This window comes from Lysinibacillus sp. FSL K6-1151, assembly GCF_038630755.1.
Classification (GTDB): Bacteria; Bacillota; Bacilli; order Bacillales_A; family Planococcaceae; genus Lysinibacillus; species Lysinibacillus fusiformis_D.
Map to the genome: position 1 here is coordinate 2,076,455 of NZ_CP152040.1, position 17,356 is coordinate 2,093,810.

The window sequence follows — 17,356 nt, forward strand, 5'->3', positions numbered from 1 at the left end:
GAGGGGGAAGACGAAGATGACAACGAAGGTATTATCACAAGAGCAACGCGAGGAACTAATCCATACTTTGCAAGTTCGTTTTGAGAAAAATACGCCTCGTCATGAAGGGCTTGACTGGGCTAATGTACAGGCTAAGCTAGAGACTAATATGGAAAAACTAGGGTCGCTCCATGAAATGGAAGCAACGGGCGGTGAACCAGATGTAGTTGGCTATGATGCAAATACAGACGAGTTCATTTTTTATGATTGTTCTGCGGAAAGCCCTAAAGGTCGTAGAAGTTTATGTTACGACCGTGAAGCATGGGAAGCCAGAAAAAATCACAAGCCAGAAAATACGGCGATGGATGTAGCCAAGGATATGGGCATTGAGCTTCTAACAGAAGAGCAATATCGACATCTACAAGAGCTTGGCAAATTCGATTTAAAAACATCGAGCTGGGTACAAACACCCGACAACATTCGAAAACTCGGCGGCGCCATCTTCTGCGACCGTCGCTATGACACGATCTTTATGTATCACAATGGAGCAGAATCCTACTACGCAGCAAGGGGCTTCCGTGGCTCATTACGAGTTTAAGAAATAAAGGCATGCGTTCGATATACGGTAGAGCACATGCCTTTTTCTATGGGAAAGGGGGTTCACGTCAGCATCTAATGCTGAAAACATAAGGAAACAATATTACATAAGAAGCCTCTCGAACGTCTAGTTATCTTACATTGTATGATAAACTAAAAAAGGGGGTGGAAAGTAATGTTAAATTGTTTGAAAATTATTTTCTCAATCATTGGTATTTCTCTCGCTGCTTATGGACTAATCACCCGTGATTTCGAACTGAATTACCTCATGATATTGTTCTTAGGTTTATTCTTGTTCACTTTAGGCATTCAAGAATGTCAAAAACAGAGAACCGTTTATGGGTGGTTGCTAATCGGGCTATTTTTATTTTCAATTTATGTGTCCATTCAAAGCTTTGTCTTGATTTAACGGAAGAAGTAAGGTTGTTCCAAGAATCAATTAGTTCGATTAAAGTAGGAATCACTTCTTCATTCAAATAATACATATCGTATAAATAAAACCTTCCTTAATCAAATCCTTCCAGTTTATATAATGGTTCTTCATCTGTATGAAGTTCTATTAAAATGTTGGCGTTTTGCAAGGCATTTTTAATTCGATGTTCACAGCATGTCGTATTTCTTGTCTATTCCCTTCACTATTTGCCCCTTTGTCCCGTCACCATTCATCAGGAAATGCAAACATTGTTACTCTGTTTTCATATTACACCCTACAAGTAATAACAAACTGAATAATAAGAACGTTTTGGTCCTTTTCCATTTGATTATATACATAATGTTGAAATTTTGAATGGACTGACACGATCCTCAGCGTTAGCTAGAGCGTGTAACGAGATGGAGTGATTTATGTTATAATTTACATTAATTACATAAAGAGGTGAGATAATGGGAAATGAAAAGTTAGTTTGCAAGGTTTGCGGTCGAGATACCTTTACAACTGGGCAGGTTGGGGGTACGACGAGTCAAGGTAATATAAGGCCTATAGGAGCAATAATGGCAGTAGGGTCACCACTTTTGATGACTTTCTGTAAAAACTGTGGGGAAGTAGCTTCCTTTAAAGTGGTAAAACCAGAAAAATTTTAAATAATTGGTGAAAGGACCACTGAATGGAAAGTGACTCTTTTTATATAGTGAAAGTTTCAGATTACCAGATATAATCAGAGAGTCTCAATAAATTTTACTTTCACTAATGGGAGGGAGCAGGCTTAATGATTGAAATAATTTATGATACGAATTTACTCGAAGGTTCATGTTATATCGAGATTTTGCCAGATCAATACAGGGGCGAATGCTGGAATAGTTCTTCTATTTACTTTACCGAAGACAACTTCGGATACATTTTGCCTGCGATCGACAAGCATTACAAGAAATTCGATTATTTTGCTTTCAATGAAATCGAGATGGGTATATGGGATTTAATCAATCAGGAATTGGAAAGAATGAAACAATTTTTAAATAGTAAGCCCAATCCTAATTCATTAAAAGAGGGTATAGGATTTTTATACGGCTATTCAGAGCAGGAGTTCATAGAAAACTATGATACTAATGTCCAACAGCTAATTACCATGATAACGGAATTTCAATCTTGGATCATGCAAAAAAGGTCAACAACCCAGTTCATTTCTGTTTTGGGGATCTAATCTATAAGACAGGTGTGAAACGACACCAATTCAAGGATTCCACTGTTCATTTTTCCTGAAACCCGCACACATGAGATGGAGTAATTAATTAATCGAGTCATATGTAGGCTATTCAAAGAGGGTTTGAAAATTAGAAATTCCACTTTGTAAATTTAAAAACACCCTCTAATTATTTGGAGGGTGTTTGAATGCTAATTAGATTGAATTTCGATAAGCGTTTAATGTTGAATTGTGCTTAGTGTTTGATAAAATTTTTTGGAGATTGTATTTCCCCCATGGTCCTAATGTTTTAGCACTAGAGCCTAACAAACCATCCTTAGCAGCACTTTTAAGTGTTTCAATCTGTTTAGCAGAGAGTCTAGAGGTTTTGCTTTCTTCAATAATTTTACTCACACTGTTAATTCTCTCTTGACCCTTTGTAGAGGTGTTATTAGCTTCATTGCCAGTCTGTTTTGTTAACCCATAATACTTAGATGAAGACCGACGTGCCATTAAATATTGCATGTTTGAAAATTGAGAAGAGATCATAATTGAATTTACTCCTTTCTATTAAATAATTTATGAATCCATTTTGTTATCGAACAAAATCTGGAATAATTTAGTGTCTGTACATATTTTATAGACAAATATGTACATTTATTGAATTGATTTGAGCCTGGGCGTTTTTGTTTTAATGAAAAAGTAATATCGATTGTATAAATTCCATTTTTAGGTGTATGACGACCTTAGATAAAATAACCATCCGTTACACAAAAAAATTCGCATTTCTCTCTAAAACTCATGGAATTGAATAATAAGTATGTCTTTGTGCATTCGTAAAATCTTGCTAAAATATGCTTTGCGAATACATATGAAAGAGGGTAAAAGCATGAATGCTTATGATGAATATAAGCGTTCATGCTTTTTTGTTCATTGGTATATCAACGTTTGTAGAGGTTAAATTAGTATGGTTTTTGAAAAAAGTCACGAAAAGTAAACGGAAATATATATATTGTCCTTCTAAAATAACTCAGAGTAAACGCTTAGGGAAATATATTATTATTTGGATCCAATGTAATTTTAGTAGAATGATATTGGTAAATTAAGTATAATATTAATGGGTAATGAGTAATGAGTAATGAGTAATGAGTAATTATGGGAGGTATGACAAATGGTATATGTTGATAAAATTTATGAAGCCGATAAAAAAGCAATAAATCATCAATTCGCAACCAAAATATTGTATTTAATGGATGATTTGAGACTTAATGCTAACGAAAAAAATTCGAGGCGTTGGATATGGGAACTCCTTCAAAATGCAAAAGACGTATCGTACGAAAACAATAAAGTATCTGTTAGGATAAATTTAGATAAAACTAAAAAAATATTAGAATTTAGTCATAATGGTAAACCGTTTACGTCAGAAAATATTACATTTTTACTTAAGCAAGTTTCTACAAAAGAAAGAACGAAAAATGGAGAAAGCAAAGAAACTGGTAAATTTGGAACCGGTTTTCTTACTACTCATTTATTATCTGAAATTGTAGTTATCAATGGGATTTTAAAAGAACCAGATGAACCATATAAACAAGTAGAAATTAAACTCGACCGAAGTGGGAGGGATATTGATACTATAATTAAATCAGTTGAAACTTCATTTAGTCAGCTAAAAAAAATTGACACCTCCCCCAGCGTAGAGGATTTTAACCCAAATAAATTAAATACTGTATTTACATATGACCTTGATGAAAGAGGTATTGAAATTGCTGAACAAGGTTTAGAGGATTTACTTAATAATATTATATTTACTTTAACTTTATTACCAGAAATCAAAAGCATATATATTGAAAATTTAAATACTAAATTTGAGTTAGAAAGGGAAGTTATTAAATTAAGTGAAAATATAGCTATTAATACTGTAATAGAACAAACTGGTGATAAAAGAAATGAATACAAGATTCTAACAATAGCTAAACATAATGTAACCCTGGCTCTCCAAATTGAAGAAATACAAAACAAAATTTTTATTAAAGAAATTAAAAATACTATTCCTAAATTATTTTGTCATTTCCCATTAATTGGTACTGAAAGTTTCCCGTTCCCTTTTATAATTAATAGTCCTTATTTTAATCCAACTGATCCTAGGAATGGGGTTTATTTAAAAGATAGTAATGAGGAAAAAATTATTGAGAATGTTACTATTATGTCTATTGCTTTAGAGTTATATTGTGATTTATTAAACTATGCTTCAAAGCATAATTGGGGGAAAATGTATTTATTTGCATCAAGTATAAACTCTTCAATACATGAGGACTGGCTTTCAAATGAGTGGTTAAAAAAAAATATCACGGATCCAATAAAAAATAAACTATTGAATACCCCGATTGTTGATACCCTTAAAGGAGATAGAATCTCTATACTTGATGAAATAGGAAAAACTAAGGTATGGTTCCCTTCACATAATAACTTAAAAATAAGAAGTAAGATATGGGAAATAAGTAGTTGTTGGATACCAGAAAAACTCCCTGTACAAGAGGAAATAGATAATTGGTATCAGGTAATGTGGAGTGATAAATATAATTTAACATTAAAAGTTTTAACTTCTAGTTTGCAAGAAAGAAAAAATATAGATTATCTGGCTTCCGAATTAATTGATATAGCAGCTTTTGACTGGATTAATCTTTACTTTGAAATATTAAATGAGGAAGGTAAATTTATTAATGAAATTATTGGAGATAAATTTGCTGTAATACCTAATCAAAAAGGTCATTTTAAAAAAAGAACGGAACTTAATTATGATGAAGAAATTGATGAGGAATTAAAAAATGTACTGGATATTTTAGGAGAAGATTATAGAGAAAGATTATTAAACAGAAAAATTCATGTAGGAGACCAAATTTTATTATCTTCAAAAAATCAAAAAGATGCTATTAATAAAATAAATGAAATAATTTCCTATGACATTAACTTAGAAGCATGTTTTTATACAGTTTCACTTTTCAACTTTGAAGACGAGTTTCCAAAGATAAGAAATGATATTTATGATTTCTCCAAGGATATCTTTAAAGATAAAATACATGATAAAAGTGAAATATTAAACTGGTCATTAGATATTTGGGAAAATATTGATAAAATTGTAATTGAGTATTTAGTAAATGAAATATCTAATTATAAGAACATCGAAACATTATCTGAGGTTTTGAATACAGACCAAATTAGTACATTAAAATGGCTTAATAATTTTGTTTCATTTCTAAATGAAAATCAATACGATTATCATGTTAATAATGGTGATAAACCAATACTACCAAATCAAAATGGTGTTTTCCATATTAAAGACAATTTGTTTCTAGATGATGGTACAACTGAAGATTTTTTAAAAGATATATTAAGAGAATTGGGATTGGATATTAGAGAAAATTTATTAAGTAAAGAAATATTTTTAAAATTACCTGAAAATAGAACGAAAAATCAAACAAATATTGCTGAAGATATAACAAAATTAATAATTGAGCTGAATCGTGATGCATCAGAAGATGAGGACATAAAACAGGTTCACAAAAAAATATTAATATGGTTTAAGGATAATCAAGATTTAGCTAAAGAACTTTTCCCAGAACTATATAAAAATAAACATAAATTATATGATGATACCGAAATAGCTGAAAGTATGGAAAAAGCGATAAAATATGATGAGATAATGGATAAGTATGATATTCAGGACTTTAATAGTTTAGAAAGGATACTTGAAGTAAAATTATCTCAAATAGAAGAAAATCAAGAATATAAACAAAATTTAACTGAAGAAATCTTAATACAATTAGGTATTTTTTCACAAACAGAATTAGATGCAGCTTTTAGTAATAAGTTGTTTTCAGATAATTTTATTCATTTATCAGAAAAAGATCGAATCAAATTTGAGTTTGTTCAGAAAATTATTAATCGCTCAATTAAAAAAGTATTTGAACATTTAGAAACTAAATCAGAATACGATGTAAGTGATCCTGAAGAAATTTCTAAAACAATTTTTTCGGTTACTAAAAATGGAGAAGATATTTATCTTATAATAAGACCTGCTGATTATGATCAAGTAATAATTTATTATGATTCTGAAAAGGATATACTTGATTATGAAAAAGATTGTGAGTTATGGATTGCTGATGAGAAATCTCCACCTCAAAAAATCACATTTGGGAAAATGTTGAAAATCACGGGGCTGAATAGAATTCCACTAAAAAAAATAATATAAGGGGATATATATTTAAACATGCATGATGAGCTTTTAGACCTTATTCAAAAAAGAAATTTTGATTCAATAATATGTAATCCTGTACTAATACCTTCTAAAAGAATGGCTGCAATAATTAGTGGGCTCTCAAATACAGAAGGTGGATATATAGTTTTAGGTGCAATTCGGGAAAGTAATAGATTTGAAATTGTTGGTTTAAGTGATGATTTTAATACAGAATCAATTATTAGTAATACACTAAATTTATTAAGTCCAAAACCAGATATACAAATCCAAAAAATGTTTATGGAAAATAAGAATATCTATGCTATTAAAGTTAAGAGATTAAATGAACCAATATTGTTTAATGATAATAAGTACATTTATGAGCAAAGCGAATTAGTCAAGTGCAAAGGGGATGTTGTTTTGGATAAATCAAAAGTATTTATCGTTCACGGTCATGATATTTTGGCTAAAGAAGAAACAGCTAGATTTGTAGAAAGTCTAGGATTAAAAGCGATAATATTACATGAGCAAGCAAGCAGTGGCAACACTATTATAGAGAAAATTGAAAAGCATTCTAATGTAGGATTTGCAATAGTTTTATATACACCATGTGACTTAGGTAAAGCAAAAAATGATCATGAATTGAATCCAAGAGCTCGTCAAAATGTTATATTTGAGCATGGCTATCTTATGGGGAAAATAGGTCGTAACAATGTTTGTGCATTGGTAAAATCACAAGTTGAAAAACCAAATGATATTTCTGGTGTAGTTTATGTTGAAATGGATACAAACGGGGCATGGAAGAATTCACTGATAAAAGAAATGATAAGTTCTGGATATGTAATTGATGCCAATAGACTGTTTTCATAAATAGAACTAGAAATATAACAAATGTAAAAAGCCAGAAAACTATTCTGGCTTTTACGATTTTTAAAATTACACAATTAAATCTTGCATTAAATACTATATTTAAGACTCAATAAATTATAGTTTAGTTTTGAAGATTAGTTCTTCAATAATTCTGTAAACTTATCATACATTTTCTCAGTAGCAACTGCTCGCATCCCAGAAGTAACATGCAAATAAATCTTAGTGGTAGTATCAGAGTTTTTATGGCCAACACGATTCATAATGAAATTTAAGTCGACACCAGCCTCTGCCAATAAACTTATATGAGTATGACGGAGGATGTAGGTACGGAATTGTTTTTTGATGTCGGTGTTGGCACCAAGCCGTCGGACGGTTTGGTTTAGCATCTTGACAGTAGGAGGGATGCCTTCCTTGTCACCGAATATAAAATCTGATTTTATCCATTCACGATCTTTATGCCATTGGTAGAGCTGTTTTAATTTTTCTACCACAATATAATCAATATCCACAGAGCGGATACTACCAAATGTTTTTGGGGGAGTAAGCTCGAAGTCACCTCGTACGCTTTTTTTCGCATAGACGGTTTTGTTGATATGAATAACCTTCTTCTCTAAATCGACATCTTCATATTTTAGAGCAACAGCTTCTCCTGGGCGCATTCCTGTAAAAGCGATACTGTAAATCAAAGTGCGATACATGTTATTACGGTGCTTGTCCACATAATTTAAAAATTCCTTCAGTTCATCCGTCTCTAAATATAACTTTGCTGTTTCCTCAGTAGTAATTTCCTCTAAAGTCATTTTCTTTTTCGGTACAAAAGCAGCTTCTGCAGGATTCATCTCAATCAAACCCGTTTCTTTAGCATAGGCAAAAATCATTTTTGCTGCATTATGAGTGCCACGTAGCGTATTAAAAGCTGTGCCGTTTTCAAATAGACGATTGAATACTCCTTGTAATTCAATTGTTGAGATGGCAGTCATTTTCTTTTTCGCTATGTAACGATTGAATAGGGAAATGCAGTAGGCACGATGTTCATTAGTCGTTTCCTTATTACCTTTCATCCGATAGAGCTTCAACCAATCTTGGCTGAATTCATCAAATGTAATCTTTGCATCAAAGGTATATGCTTTCTTTAACTCAACAATAGCTTTTCTACTCTTTCCCGAGCTTCGCCTTTACTTTTACCACGACGTGTAATTTGTGAAAGTTTACCAGTTGAAGAGTTGCTGGGGCCCTCACCAGTACAACGCCATGTAGTCTTATTAATTTGAACGAAATGTACTAGTTGTCACCACCTTCATGAATTACATCCCAGATTATTTTTAGTTTTTCAACATCTTGCTCATTGCAATAGAGAAGAGACTTATACCATTGCTGTAATGTGGGATTGTGAGCAAAAGGTTCTTTTAATGCTGGATTATAAAAAGGGTTATCCGAGAAACCTACCACTTCTATTAACTTATAATAATCATATTTATAGGCGTTAGCGATTTGTTGCAAAGTTTCTGGTGTAGTTTGGGAAGATTACCAGTGCGACGATCTTTTCCTCTTTCAAGCATAGCTAAGTAGGAATACGTAATGTCCATACGTTTTGCTGCATCACGTAAACCCTCATCACCAAGGAGTTCCTTTAATAACTTACCTAAGCTCAATTTATTCACCTACATTTCAATAATTTTGAATGCCTATATCTTTTTATTTCCAACTATAAAATAAAGTCAGATTGACTGCCCATTCCAATTCAGAATAAGTACCATTTACTTAGATACTGTTCTAACCGCTTGCGGGCAAAATCACATTCCACATTAAATTGCTCCTGTATATATTCGACAGTGAGATTATTTGGCTCTATTTCGTCCAGCATGAAAGAGGGGACACAGGCATGATACATAAAATGGTTTGCTTTGTTCTCCTGGTATTCTCGAAAAAGGGGAGACATACGTCCTTGATGACCAGTATGTAAAAGTACATGTGCGAAAATTCTTACCATTGTTGTTTAGATAGTCGTTCATTAATAAAGATATATGCATTTTCTTTTAAAAAGAGCGTTTGGCTTTTATCAGTCCAATAAAATAAATGGATTCCAAGTTTAAAAGCATCTTTTGATAATCTAGTTGTTGGGATGTTAATATGCCCATACAACTATAAAATTTCAGGATAAAATCCTCTGTGTGTAGAGTAATCCATTAAATCAACTCCAATCAAAATAAGAACGTTTGTTCTTTACTGTAATAAAATATTATTTGCTTTTTGTTAATCGTAATTATAGAACAAATGTTCTTTTTGTGATAAAATAGAAAAAATAATTGTAATTTATATTATTGAATCAAACAAAGTAGTTGTTTAATATTAGATAAGGAGGAGGGAGGAGAATGAAGAAAATTATTTTAATATTGGCATGGATTACAACGGTCGTATTAATGATAATAAACATAAAAATTAATCCGTCTTCTTATTTTGCTAATGGAACTATAATTTTAGGTTGGTTATTATTTGCATTACAATTATCATGGAATAAATCCGAATGGTTTTATTTAACTTGTAAGAATCTTTGGTATAAGTTCACTAATCCTGAATGTATTTGGAATATGTCTATTGAATATTATGGTACTTTTAATGAACAAGTATTTGAAAAATTAGATCAGATTTTTCTAAATAAAGAAAGTAGTAAGGTTCTTCAAGTAAGTAATGTTCGCAGGATTTATAAAGTAGGGACTTTATCTTTCGAAGTAGTAATTGACCGAGAAAGTATTAGGATAGAGCTTAGTGATCTAGAGGTATCGTATAGAAGATCAACACATATTATTAAAACCGAACTAGGAAATATTTTGGAGGATATACCCAGTAAATTAAAAAACGATCGTTGTGAATACTATTTAGATATATATTTTAAAGGGGAAAATCCTTATTATGGATTATATTTAAGAAGGCTTGATATTAGGGATATTGAAACTTTTAAAATTCAATTTAATATACAAAACGAAAAAATAGTAGTTAATAAAGAACGAATAAGTATAAATACAAATAGCTTACAAAGTTTAAGAAATTTCTCAGAGGAATATTTAACAATATCCCCACGCTAAATTTGAACTGCTCCCCAATTGTTAGACACATCTAACAATTGGAGGAGCAGTTTTTATATGGCTAAATATACATCAGGAGAAAAATTACAAGCAGCCCTATGCTACATAGAAGGTAAAGAAAGTTCACATGAAATTGCTAGATTAATTGGAACAGATCACAAAGCGATTCTTAATTGGGTGAAACAATATGAGTATAGCGGCGTAGAAGCGTTTATAAAACGATATACAAATTATTCGGCACAGTTTAAACTAGACGTACTAAACTATATGATTGAAAACGGTACGTCCTTACTTGAAACGACAGCTATCTTTCATATAGCTACTCCTTCTACACTTCGTTTTTGGAAAAAACAATTTGAAACAAAAGGATTCGATGCCCTTCAATCAAAGAAAAAGGGGCGTCCATCCATGAAAAAAGAAATAAATAAACAACCAAAACAAGCACCAGTAGAAGGCTCACCAGAAGCACTTCAAGCAGAAATCAATCGTCTACGTATGGAAAACGAGTATTTAAAAAAGTTAAACGCCTTAGTTCAAGCCAAGGAAAAATCACCAAAGAAGACAAAGTAAAAGTTATCTATGAATTAAGGCATAAATACTCGGTGAAGGCGCTTGTAGCGTTCGCAGAAATTCCACGTAGCACGTACTATGATTTAGTAAAGAAGATGAATCGTCCCGATCCAGATGCCGAGTTAAAGGCCGAAATTCAAGAAATCTATAAGGAACATGAAGGCCGTTATGGCTATCGTCGTATTCGTGATGAGCTAGCGAATCGTGGGCAAAAAGTGAATCATAAGAAAGTGCAACGCCTGATGAAAGCGCATCGTTCGTATGAAAAAATATAAGTCATATAAAGGGACAGTTGGTAAAATTGCGCCTAACATTTTAGATCGCAATTTTACAGCAAAAGCGCCTAATGAGAAATGGGTAACAGATATTACGGAGTTTAAGTTAATTGGTGAAAAGCTTTATTTATCTCCTGTTTTAGACTTATTTAATGGCGAAATTATTACGTATACAATTGGCTCTAGACCTACATATTCGTTAGTTTCAGAGATGGTAGAAAAGGCTTTAGAGCGGTTGCCAGAAGAACACCAGCTCCTCATGCATTCCGATCAAGGCTGGCATTTTCAAATGAAACAATATCGCCACGCCCTTCAATCAAGAGGGATTGTGCAAAGTATGTCGCGTAAAGGCAACTGTTACGACAATTCTGTCATGGAGAATTTCTTTGGCATCATGAAGTCGGAATTTCTCTATTTAAAGGAATTTAAAAGTGTCGAGCATTTTAAAAAGGAACTCGAAAACTATATAAACTATTACAACACGAAACGTATGAAGGCAAAATTAAAAATGAGTCCGGTGCAGTACCGAACTCATTTTACCCAAGCTGCCTAAACGAAATAACCGTGTCTAACTTTTTGGGGTCACTTCAATTGCGTGGGGTTTAATTAGTTTTTGAAATAGATCATTAACTAAGTCAAGTTCCTCTTCTATTGTTTTAAAATTATTAAATAATGTAATAGAACCTTTTTTTGAAATAGTTATTGAATATTCAATATGCTCTTTACTAACCCATTTAATTGTCATCGATGAAACTTTTCCTGTTTTAATGGCATCTTTATATTCATCACTCATGTGTACATTAGGACCAAAGAAGCCTGCTGTTTTTAGGTGTTTTCCTTTTAATTCTGCAATCCATGCTCCAGAAATTTCAGGAACCAATTTAATTATTCTCTCAAAACTAATGTCATGAGGTTCAAGTTTATACTCTTTTGTTGAATTAATTTCTGTAATAAATTCAAGTGCGGCATCAGTTTTAACTTGAACAAGCGCAAGATTATTTTCTCTATGAAAGTATGTTGAAAAATCCATAGGTTCAAAATATCTAGTAAAAGGTTTATCGAAGACTTTTCCAACTTTATTATGCACATAATCATAATGACATTGAAATAAAGAAAAACCTTCGTGAAAGTTTTCCTCAATAAGTTTTAAATTTACTTCAGGTGTCCCTTCATCTTCTAATAATTTTATTTGAGAAGGAACAAAATAGTCATCTTCTTTAAATCTTATTGAATTGCATATTAAAAATGATTTTGCAGCCAAAAAAATACCTCCATCAAATGTATAATTATAATTGCAGTATGTCCTTTTCAATCTAGTTTTTATATTTCCTCAGTTGTAAAAGTAGCTGATGACCATTGTATATAAAGACATTTTTATGAATTAGCTTCTTACTACCGTCCTCACATGTACTGGATCATTTTTTCGAGATAGAAGTGTTAGGAAATCATCTTCATAGATAATTTGAAGGTCAAAACCTTTATCGATTAGCTCTTGAGCTTTAATTTCTTTTGTACTTTTTCCCTTACTACCAACTAATTTTTTGTCTTGTTGTCCTAAAATAAGAAAATCAATTTTGCTACTAACGCCACTTTTTAATATTGCACCACAGTTGACTGCTAATTGCGCTGCTTTTGTTCTATCAAATGCTTTTAACTCGCCTGAAAAGACCAGCTTTTTGTCAAAGAGTGGGTGAGTGGTATCGAAAGCGTTGGTTGTTGGTTGTATGTCTGTAATTTTCGTTGAACGGAACTTACTTTTCCCAAATTCATTTGGTGCATTAATGACAGAAAAGGCTTTGATAGGAATATCACGATAGACACGAAGGTATTCTTCGACAGTTGGAGTACTTGTCGCTTTTAAACTGTGTAAAACCAACTCAGCACAAACACGAGCATCATCTAATGCATGATGATGATTTTCCAAGGGAATACTGAAATATTCTGCACGAGTCTTTAAAGAACGGTCAAAATCCCCTCCATATACCCGATTTGTGAAGGGTATTGTGCAAAAATAATCGAATTCATTAGCTTCAATATTAAAGAAGTCGAGGCAGCTCTTTAACACACCTAAATCGAATTGAGCATTATGAGCAACAATATAATAGTCCCCATTGAAATAGTGAGAAATTTGAGGCCAAATTTTATGAAATTTTGGTTTAAACATGACATCAATTAATGCAAGTCCATGAATAGCTTTATTAGTTGGATGCATTTCGAAAACGGCTGGACACATTAAAAAATAATGTTCATTTATAATTTTATTATCTTCTACAACTACTAGTCCCAATGAACAGGCACTATGACTTTTTGGTGAAGCCGTTTCAAAATCAATTGCTACGAACCCTTTCATTTCAATTGCTCCTTTTATGTGTATATTTTGTCATGCGTAAATATATCTATTAATATGTCAAAAAAATAGTCGAGAAATGATAGTGATTAAAATCACTGTACTTCCACCTATTGCATCAAATTAATTAAGTTCTTTAGTATAGTGATTTCATCTCATTCTCCATTGGTTGCTAGTTAGATAAATATGCATAAGTATAGTTTTACTTTTATATGGTGCTGCTGCATCAATTAGTTTTTTATTAATCAAAAATTAACGTGTGATTTACACTGATTATTCGGGAAAAGATTAGTATATAATCCAATTTTTCAAAGTATATTTAGGAAGGAGAACTTCTACTAGTCGCGAATTCAACTAAATCTTCGTAGGGTATTCTATCCTTGTCAACAGCATGACTTATTAAAGCAGATACATCTAATTTAGAAGCATCTTCAGGTACATAAATACCTAAACTATAATTCTATTTATCATTATGTTGGTTGTTCATAATAGATTCTAATCCATTATTCTTTGCTTTAACAACGGCGACTACTTTTGTAATAGCCTCAATTTGATGTGTGGAAATAGATTTTGTTTGGTAATTTTTAATTTTAAATAATGAATAGTTCATACAAACTCTCACCTTCAATAAACACTATTGTGAATAAGTTAACCATTAATGTTTTATATTTACATAAATGAATAGTAATAAAGGACATACTAGATAAAGCATGTCCTTATTTCATATTGACGAAGCTCGAATAACAGCTCCTTCATCTTCATGTAAATGAGTAGCTGTCTGTTAGCATGCGCAATATCAGTAGTATCTTCGAAAAATCAGTTTTAATGTAACGATTGTTTTTGAATTGTTTTTTTCCATACACATTACTTTTAAAAGGGTACTTATCATATCTTACCCCTCGATAACATTATAGTTTAACTAATCATTAAACGGAATAGTTTAAATAAAAAGAAATTCTAATTTAACTAAAAGTGAAAAATCTATTTTGACGTAACTTTTGAAAACTGGTATTAATTTTTAATACTAATTTAAACGAGATATTAAAATGACTTTTATTATGTACAATCCATATTTATAGTTGCTTCTACATTATCTAATCCCTCATATCATGTATTTCCTGCAAATGGCTAAGCAATTATGCAGCCTTCAATTCCAAATAATATTGTAAAGGATGATGATAAAATGCAATTTACGAATGAAACAATTAAAGCTGCAGTGCGTGATTTAATTAAACAAGCCACAGACGAAAAATTAATTGATAAGTCATGGTTAGATAAATTTGACGCTAGAGTGTTGACAGGTGTCGATTTTGAAGATCTTAAAATTATCATGGCACAACGTAGCGTTTAATATCAAAGACCGTTCACTTAATTGGTGAGGGGCTTTTTATTTTGAGTATCTGAAACGCATTTTACTGTCAATAGATATTTAAGTACAAATTATTAATTTATGATTACAAAATGAATAGATACTACAATGTGTTTAAAGTCAAGGGGTATCTTTTAAAAACGCTGGAAATGAAACATTAGTATTACCAAATTAAATAGGAAGCGCCAAAAAATGGCGTTCTTGATGGCGTTATGTGGCGGTCATTGTAAATTTAATGTAAAATTAACGCCAAAAAGTGGCGTGATTCAACAATGGAAATTGAAGGGTTTTGAATGATAGGATGTTAGTAACTCGAGGGTATGTTTACTATAGTAATCAATTTGTTAAGAGAATATTAAATTCGTTAATTTGGAGGGTAAATATATTGAAAAAGTTTATTATTAGTCTAATATCTACATTTATGTTGTGTGCAATGATTCTACCAAGCATAGCTTTTGCACAAGAAACTGAAATACCTGGTAATGGATGTGATGAATTTCCTGAAGAACTAAATTCTAACACTCTGATTGATAATATTGGGAATGATGAGACAGTACAACAATTTTGGGTAGGTCCTATATTTAGAGTCGTTTTACAAGCTGGAAAATATATTTCAACAATGAATAGAACAGGTAAGGTAATAAAAACTGCTAGAAATGTTGTAGCTACAGAAGCTCATATTTTTTCAAAAAAGCATCTTGATGGGGGTATACTGAGATTAGGAAAGGATAGACAGCAAATTGTAGACAGAGGGATTGATATAATTTCAAAAAATGACGACAACGGAAAATTGAAACAAGGGCATAATCAAATTTGGACAAATATTAATAATCAACCTGCCGAAGTAAGATGCTTTGTTAATAAAGATGGTCAAATAGAGAGTTTTGATATGTTCTTTCGTGCGGTAAGTCAGCCTAAACCAGGGGCAAATTTGATTATCGACTAAAAAAATGAGGATGAAAATTTCATGAAAAAATTGCATTTGAACGGACATTCACTTTCACAAAATGAAAATATATTATCTTTCGCAAGTTTTTCTGAAGATGAGAATAAAACTTACTATTATCAATATAATGGTGAAGATATAAAAGAAATATCAAGAGAATCGTATGCGAAAATTAAATTTGATAATAGATGGGGTATTATATCTAGTCAATTGGAAGTATCAAACTATTCATATCTAGAAAGTATAGCAAAATGTTGGATAAGTGAAGGAGGAAAAAGAAAGTTAATTAGTCTTAGTGAATACTATAATAACACGTATGGTGAGGATTGGGGAGATAACTATGATTTTGATATAATACCAAATAATATTTTTTCTGATGTTACTAATTTTATGACATGTGCTATACGAAATGAAACGATTTGTCTTCTCTGGCCTCATAATATCATATTGCACTTTAATGAGCATGATCAGCTTGTGCAATATATTTTGTTGGAAACCTCTGACTATTATGATACATTACATAATATTTGTTCAGATGGACAAGCAGTCTGGAGTGTATCCCCGACTATGAATTCTGTTGTAAAATATAGATTTCCGAGTTTTGAAATAGAAAAAATCTACCGTTATACTACTGATGTAGAACTTGCACGAAATCCAGAAGCTATAAATGATGATCTCCATGTAATTTATTGTGAAAATGAGCTTATAGGTTTACAATACCCAGAATATATTTCTTATATTAATGAAGGATTTTATATTTGTGATATGGAAAATAAACGCATTGCAACTTTAAATCCTAACAGTGGGAAAATTGATCCTTATATTGCTCTGAATTCTAAACCATTTGAATTTTTAAAATATAAAAATCAATTTGTTATTCAAACAGATACAGGAATATATCTATTGAATGAGAATGAAAAGAATGATTTTTTTGATTAAAAACTCATTAATTTGAGCTGATCCCCTTTTTGTAGACAATGTTACAATACTTACAGTCCGCTGTAGATAACATTTTCCTTAAAGGGGGTTTTTTCTATCTTGAAAAAAGATACGCATTCAAATGAGTTGGAGAAGTAGTACAGGCTTATTTGGCGGGAGAAGAAAGGTATGCAAAAGATAGTATAAAAATACAATATTTGTAATGTTTTGCAAGTAAAGGTATGGTGATGATTGGTAGCCATTCATAAAGGTAATTGCCACTATAATCCTGCATGGAATCCTTCTTCTCACATTTTAAAAGCGAGTGTTTGTAACTTTCACAAGATCAATCTAAAGACGAAATGATCCGAGCTGTTGAGCAGTATATCTACGTTTATAACTATAAAGCTCCCAATAACGACTCAACCACCTGACACCGATAGAATATCGACATCAGATGGCCACTTAATCTTTTTAAAACTGTCTACTTGACGGGGAACTGTTCAGAGTACAAGCTTGGGCTTTTTTATTTCCATGAAGATTGTGGAAATT

At 31.6% G+C, this 17,356-nt stretch carries 17 protein-coding genes and 1 pseudogene; 11 read left to right on the forward strand and 7 right to left on the reverse strand.

Annotation, left to right across the window (positions count from 1 at the left end):
• Positions 1-16: 16 nt before the first annotated feature.
• The 4 genes from MHI04_RS10030 (at position 17) to MHI04_RS10045 (ending at position 2,213) form a co-directional block, all read left to right on the forward strand.
• Positions 17-577, forward strand: coding sequence for a DUF4256 domain-containing protein (locus tag MHI04_RS10030; RefSeq protein ID WP_249645778.1), 561 nt, complete (start codon positions 17-19; stop codon positions 575-577).
• A gap of 174 nt (positions 578-751) precedes the next feature.
• Positions 752-985, forward strand: a complete 234-nt coding sequence (locus MHI04_RS10035) for a DUF3953 domain-containing protein (protein WP_249645777.1) — start codon at positions 752-754, stop codon at positions 983-985.
• A 473-nt stretch (positions 986-1,458) separates the two neighbouring features.
• Complete coding sequence (locus MHI04_RS10040) at positions 1,459-1,656, forward strand: hypothetical protein (protein WP_036122627.1); 198 nt, start codon at positions 1,459-1,461, stop codon at positions 1,654-1,656.
• A 125-nt stretch (positions 1,657-1,781) separates the two neighbouring features.
• Complete coding sequence (locus MHI04_RS10045; protein WP_271913226.1) at positions 1,782-2,213, forward strand: hypothetical protein; 432 nt, start codon at positions 1,782-1,784, stop codon at positions 2,211-2,213.
• Between the two features lie 195 nt (positions 2,214-2,408).
• Here the strand turns inward: MHI04_RS10045 and MHI04_RS10050 are convergent, their stop codons facing one another.
• A complete protein-coding gene (locus tag MHI04_RS10050; protein ID WP_141903270.1) occupies positions 2,409-2,741 on the reverse strand; it encodes a hypothetical protein in 333 nt (110 codons plus the stop codon).
• A gap of 622 nt (positions 2,742-3,363) precedes the next feature.
• Between MHI04_RS10050 and MHI04_RS10055 the strand changes: the two genes are divergently transcribed.
• Together MHI04_RS10055 and MHI04_RS10060 are read left to right on the forward strand one after the other, a co-directional pair.
• On the forward strand, positions 3,364-6,441 hold the full coding sequence (locus MHI04_RS10055) for a hypothetical protein (RefSeq protein ID WP_342535647.1): 3,078 nt from the start codon (positions 3,364-3,366) through the stop codon (positions 6,439-6,441).
• Between the two features lie 18 nt (positions 6,442-6,459).
• Positions 6,460-7,296: a TIR domain-containing protein gene (locus tag MHI04_RS10060; RefSeq protein WP_089936255.1), complete on the forward strand. Its 837-nt coding sequence runs from the start codon at positions 6,460-6,462 to the stop codon at positions 7,294-7,296.
• 134 nt (positions 7,297-7,430) lie between these two features.
• Here MHI04_RS10060 and MHI04_RS10065 read toward each other — a convergent pair whose 3' ends face one another.
• The 3 genes from MHI04_RS10065 to MHI04_RS10075 form a co-directional block, all read right to left on the reverse strand.
• The gene (locus MHI04_RS10065) at positions 7,431-8,357 is read right to left on the reverse strand and encodes a site-specific integrase (RefSeq protein WP_342535650.1); all 927 of its coding nucleotides are present in this window, start codon (positions 8,355-8,357) and stop codon (positions 7,431-7,433) included.
• 393 nt (positions 8,358-8,750) lie between these two features.
• Positions 8,751-8,948, reverse strand: a complete 198-nt coding sequence (locus MHI04_RS10070; protein WP_089932252.1) for a hypothetical protein — start codon at positions 8,946-8,948, stop codon at positions 8,751-8,753.
• An 89-nt stretch (positions 8,949-9,037) separates the two neighbouring features.
• The gene (locus MHI04_RS10075) at positions 9,038-9,286 is read right to left on the reverse strand and encodes an ImmA/IrrE family metallo-endopeptidase (RefSeq protein WP_089932250.1); all 249 of its coding nucleotides are present in this window, start codon (positions 9,284-9,286) and stop codon (positions 9,038-9,040) included.
• Positions 9,287-9,668: 382 nt separating this feature from the next.
• Here MHI04_RS10075 and MHI04_RS10080 point away from each other — a divergent pair, with 382 nt between their 5' ends.
• Both MHI04_RS10080 and MHI04_RS10085 read left to right on the forward strand, forming a co-directional pair.
• Positions 9,669-10,379 (forward strand): hypothetical protein, encoded by a 711-nt coding sequence (locus MHI04_RS10080; protein ID WP_089932249.1) that lies wholly within the window; start codon positions 9,669-9,671, stop codon positions 10,377-10,379.
• Between the two features lie 57 nt (positions 10,380-10,436).
• Positions 10,437-11,777, forward strand: a pseudogene (locus tag MHI04_RS10085) (IS3 family transposase).
• Positions 11,778-11,792: 15 nt separating this feature from the next.
• Here MHI04_RS10085 and MHI04_RS10090 read toward each other — a convergent pair.
• The 3 genes from MHI04_RS10090 to MHI04_RS10100 form a co-directional block, all read right to left on the reverse strand.
• Complete coding sequence (locus tag MHI04_RS10090) at positions 11,793-12,485, reverse strand: hypothetical protein (RefSeq protein ID WP_089932247.1); 693 nt, start codon at positions 12,483-12,485, stop codon at positions 11,793-11,795.
• A 120-nt stretch (positions 12,486-12,605) separates the two neighbouring features.
• Entirely contained in the window at positions 12,606-13,574 is a 969-nt protein-coding gene (locus MHI04_RS10095; protein ID WP_089932245.1) for an exonuclease domain-containing protein, read from the reverse strand.
• A gap of 457 nt (positions 13,575-14,031) precedes the next feature.
• Positions 14,032-14,181, reverse strand: coding sequence for a hypothetical protein (locus tag MHI04_RS10100; protein ID WP_170829800.1), 150 nt, complete (start codon positions 14,179-14,181; stop codon positions 14,032-14,034).
• Between the two features lie 573 nt (positions 14,182-14,754).
• On the opposite strand from MHI04_RS10100, the gene MHI04_RS10105 reads away from it, so the two are divergent.
• The 3 genes from MHI04_RS10105 to MHI04_RS10115 all read left to right on the forward strand — a co-directional run bounded on the left by MHI04_RS10105 (position 14,755) and on the right by MHI04_RS10115 (position 16,825).
• A complete protein-coding gene (locus MHI04_RS10105) occupies positions 14,755-14,922 on the forward strand; it encodes a hypothetical protein (RefSeq protein ID WP_342535651.1) in 168 nt (55 codons plus the stop codon).
• Positions 14,923-15,325: 403 nt separating this feature from the next.
• On the forward strand, positions 15,326-15,886 hold the full coding sequence (locus MHI04_RS10110) for a hypothetical protein (protein WP_089932241.1): 561 nt from the start codon (positions 15,326-15,328) through the stop codon (positions 15,884-15,886).
• A gap of 21 nt (positions 15,887-15,907) precedes the next feature.
• Positions 15,908-16,825, forward strand: coding sequence for a hypothetical protein (locus tag MHI04_RS10115; protein ID WP_342535652.1), 918 nt, complete (start codon positions 15,908-15,910; stop codon positions 16,823-16,825).
• The last annotated feature ends 531 nt before the right edge of the window (positions 16,826-17,356 follow it).

Bases quoted from the DNA above. Each gene is read 5' to 3' on its own strand.
- MHI04_RS10030 (WP_249645778.1), top strand. From the start codon at position 17: ATGACAACGAAGGTATTATCACAAGAGCAACGCGAGGAACTAATCCAT.
- MHI04_RS10035 (WP_249645777.1), top strand. From the start codon at position 752: ATGTTAAATTGTTTGAAAATTATTTTCTCAATCATTGGTATTTCTCTC.
- MHI04_RS10040 (WP_036122627.1), top strand. From the start codon at position 1,459: ATGGGAAATGAAAAGTTAGTTTGCAAGGTTTGCGGTCGAGATACCTTT.
- MHI04_RS10045 (WP_271913226.1), top strand. From the start codon at position 1,782: ATGATTGAAATAATTTATGATACGAATTTACTCGAAGGTTCATGTTAT.
- MHI04_RS10050 (WP_141903270.1), bottom strand. From the start codon at position 2,741: ATGATCTCTTCTCAATTTTCAAACATGCAATATTTAATGGCACGTCGG.
- MHI04_RS10055 (WP_342535647.1), top strand. From the start codon at position 3,364: ATGGTATATGTTGATAAAATTTATGAAGCCGATAAAAAAGCAATAAAT.
- MHI04_RS10060 (WP_089936255.1), top strand. From the start codon at position 6,460: ATGCATGATGAGCTTTTAGACCTTATTCAAAAAAGAAATTTTGATTCA.
- MHI04_RS10065 (WP_342535650.1), bottom strand. From the start codon at position 8,357: ATGAAAGGTAATAAGGAAACGACTAATGAACATCGTGCCTACTGCATT.
- MHI04_RS10075 (WP_089932250.1), bottom strand. From the start codon at position 9,286: ATGGTAAGAATTTTCGCACATGTACTTTTACATACTGGTCATCAAGGA.
- MHI04_RS10080 (WP_089932249.1), top strand. From the start codon at position 9,669: ATGAAGAAAATTATTTTAATATTGGCATGGATTACAACGGTCGTATTA.
- MHI04_RS10095 (WP_089932245.1), bottom strand. From the start codon at position 13,574: ATGAAAGGGTTCGTAGCAATTGATTTTGAAACGGCTTCACCAAAAAGT.
- MHI04_RS10100 (WP_170829800.1), bottom strand. From the start codon at position 14,181: ATGAACTATTCATTATTTAAAATTAAAAATTACCAAACAAAATCTATT.
- MHI04_RS10105 (WP_342535651.1), top strand. From the start codon at position 14,755: ATGCAATTTACGAATGAAACAATTAAAGCTGCAGTGCGTGATTTAATT.
- MHI04_RS10115 (WP_342535652.1), top strand. From the start codon at position 15,908: ATGAAAAAATTGCATTTGAACGGACATTCACTTTCACAAAATGAAAAT.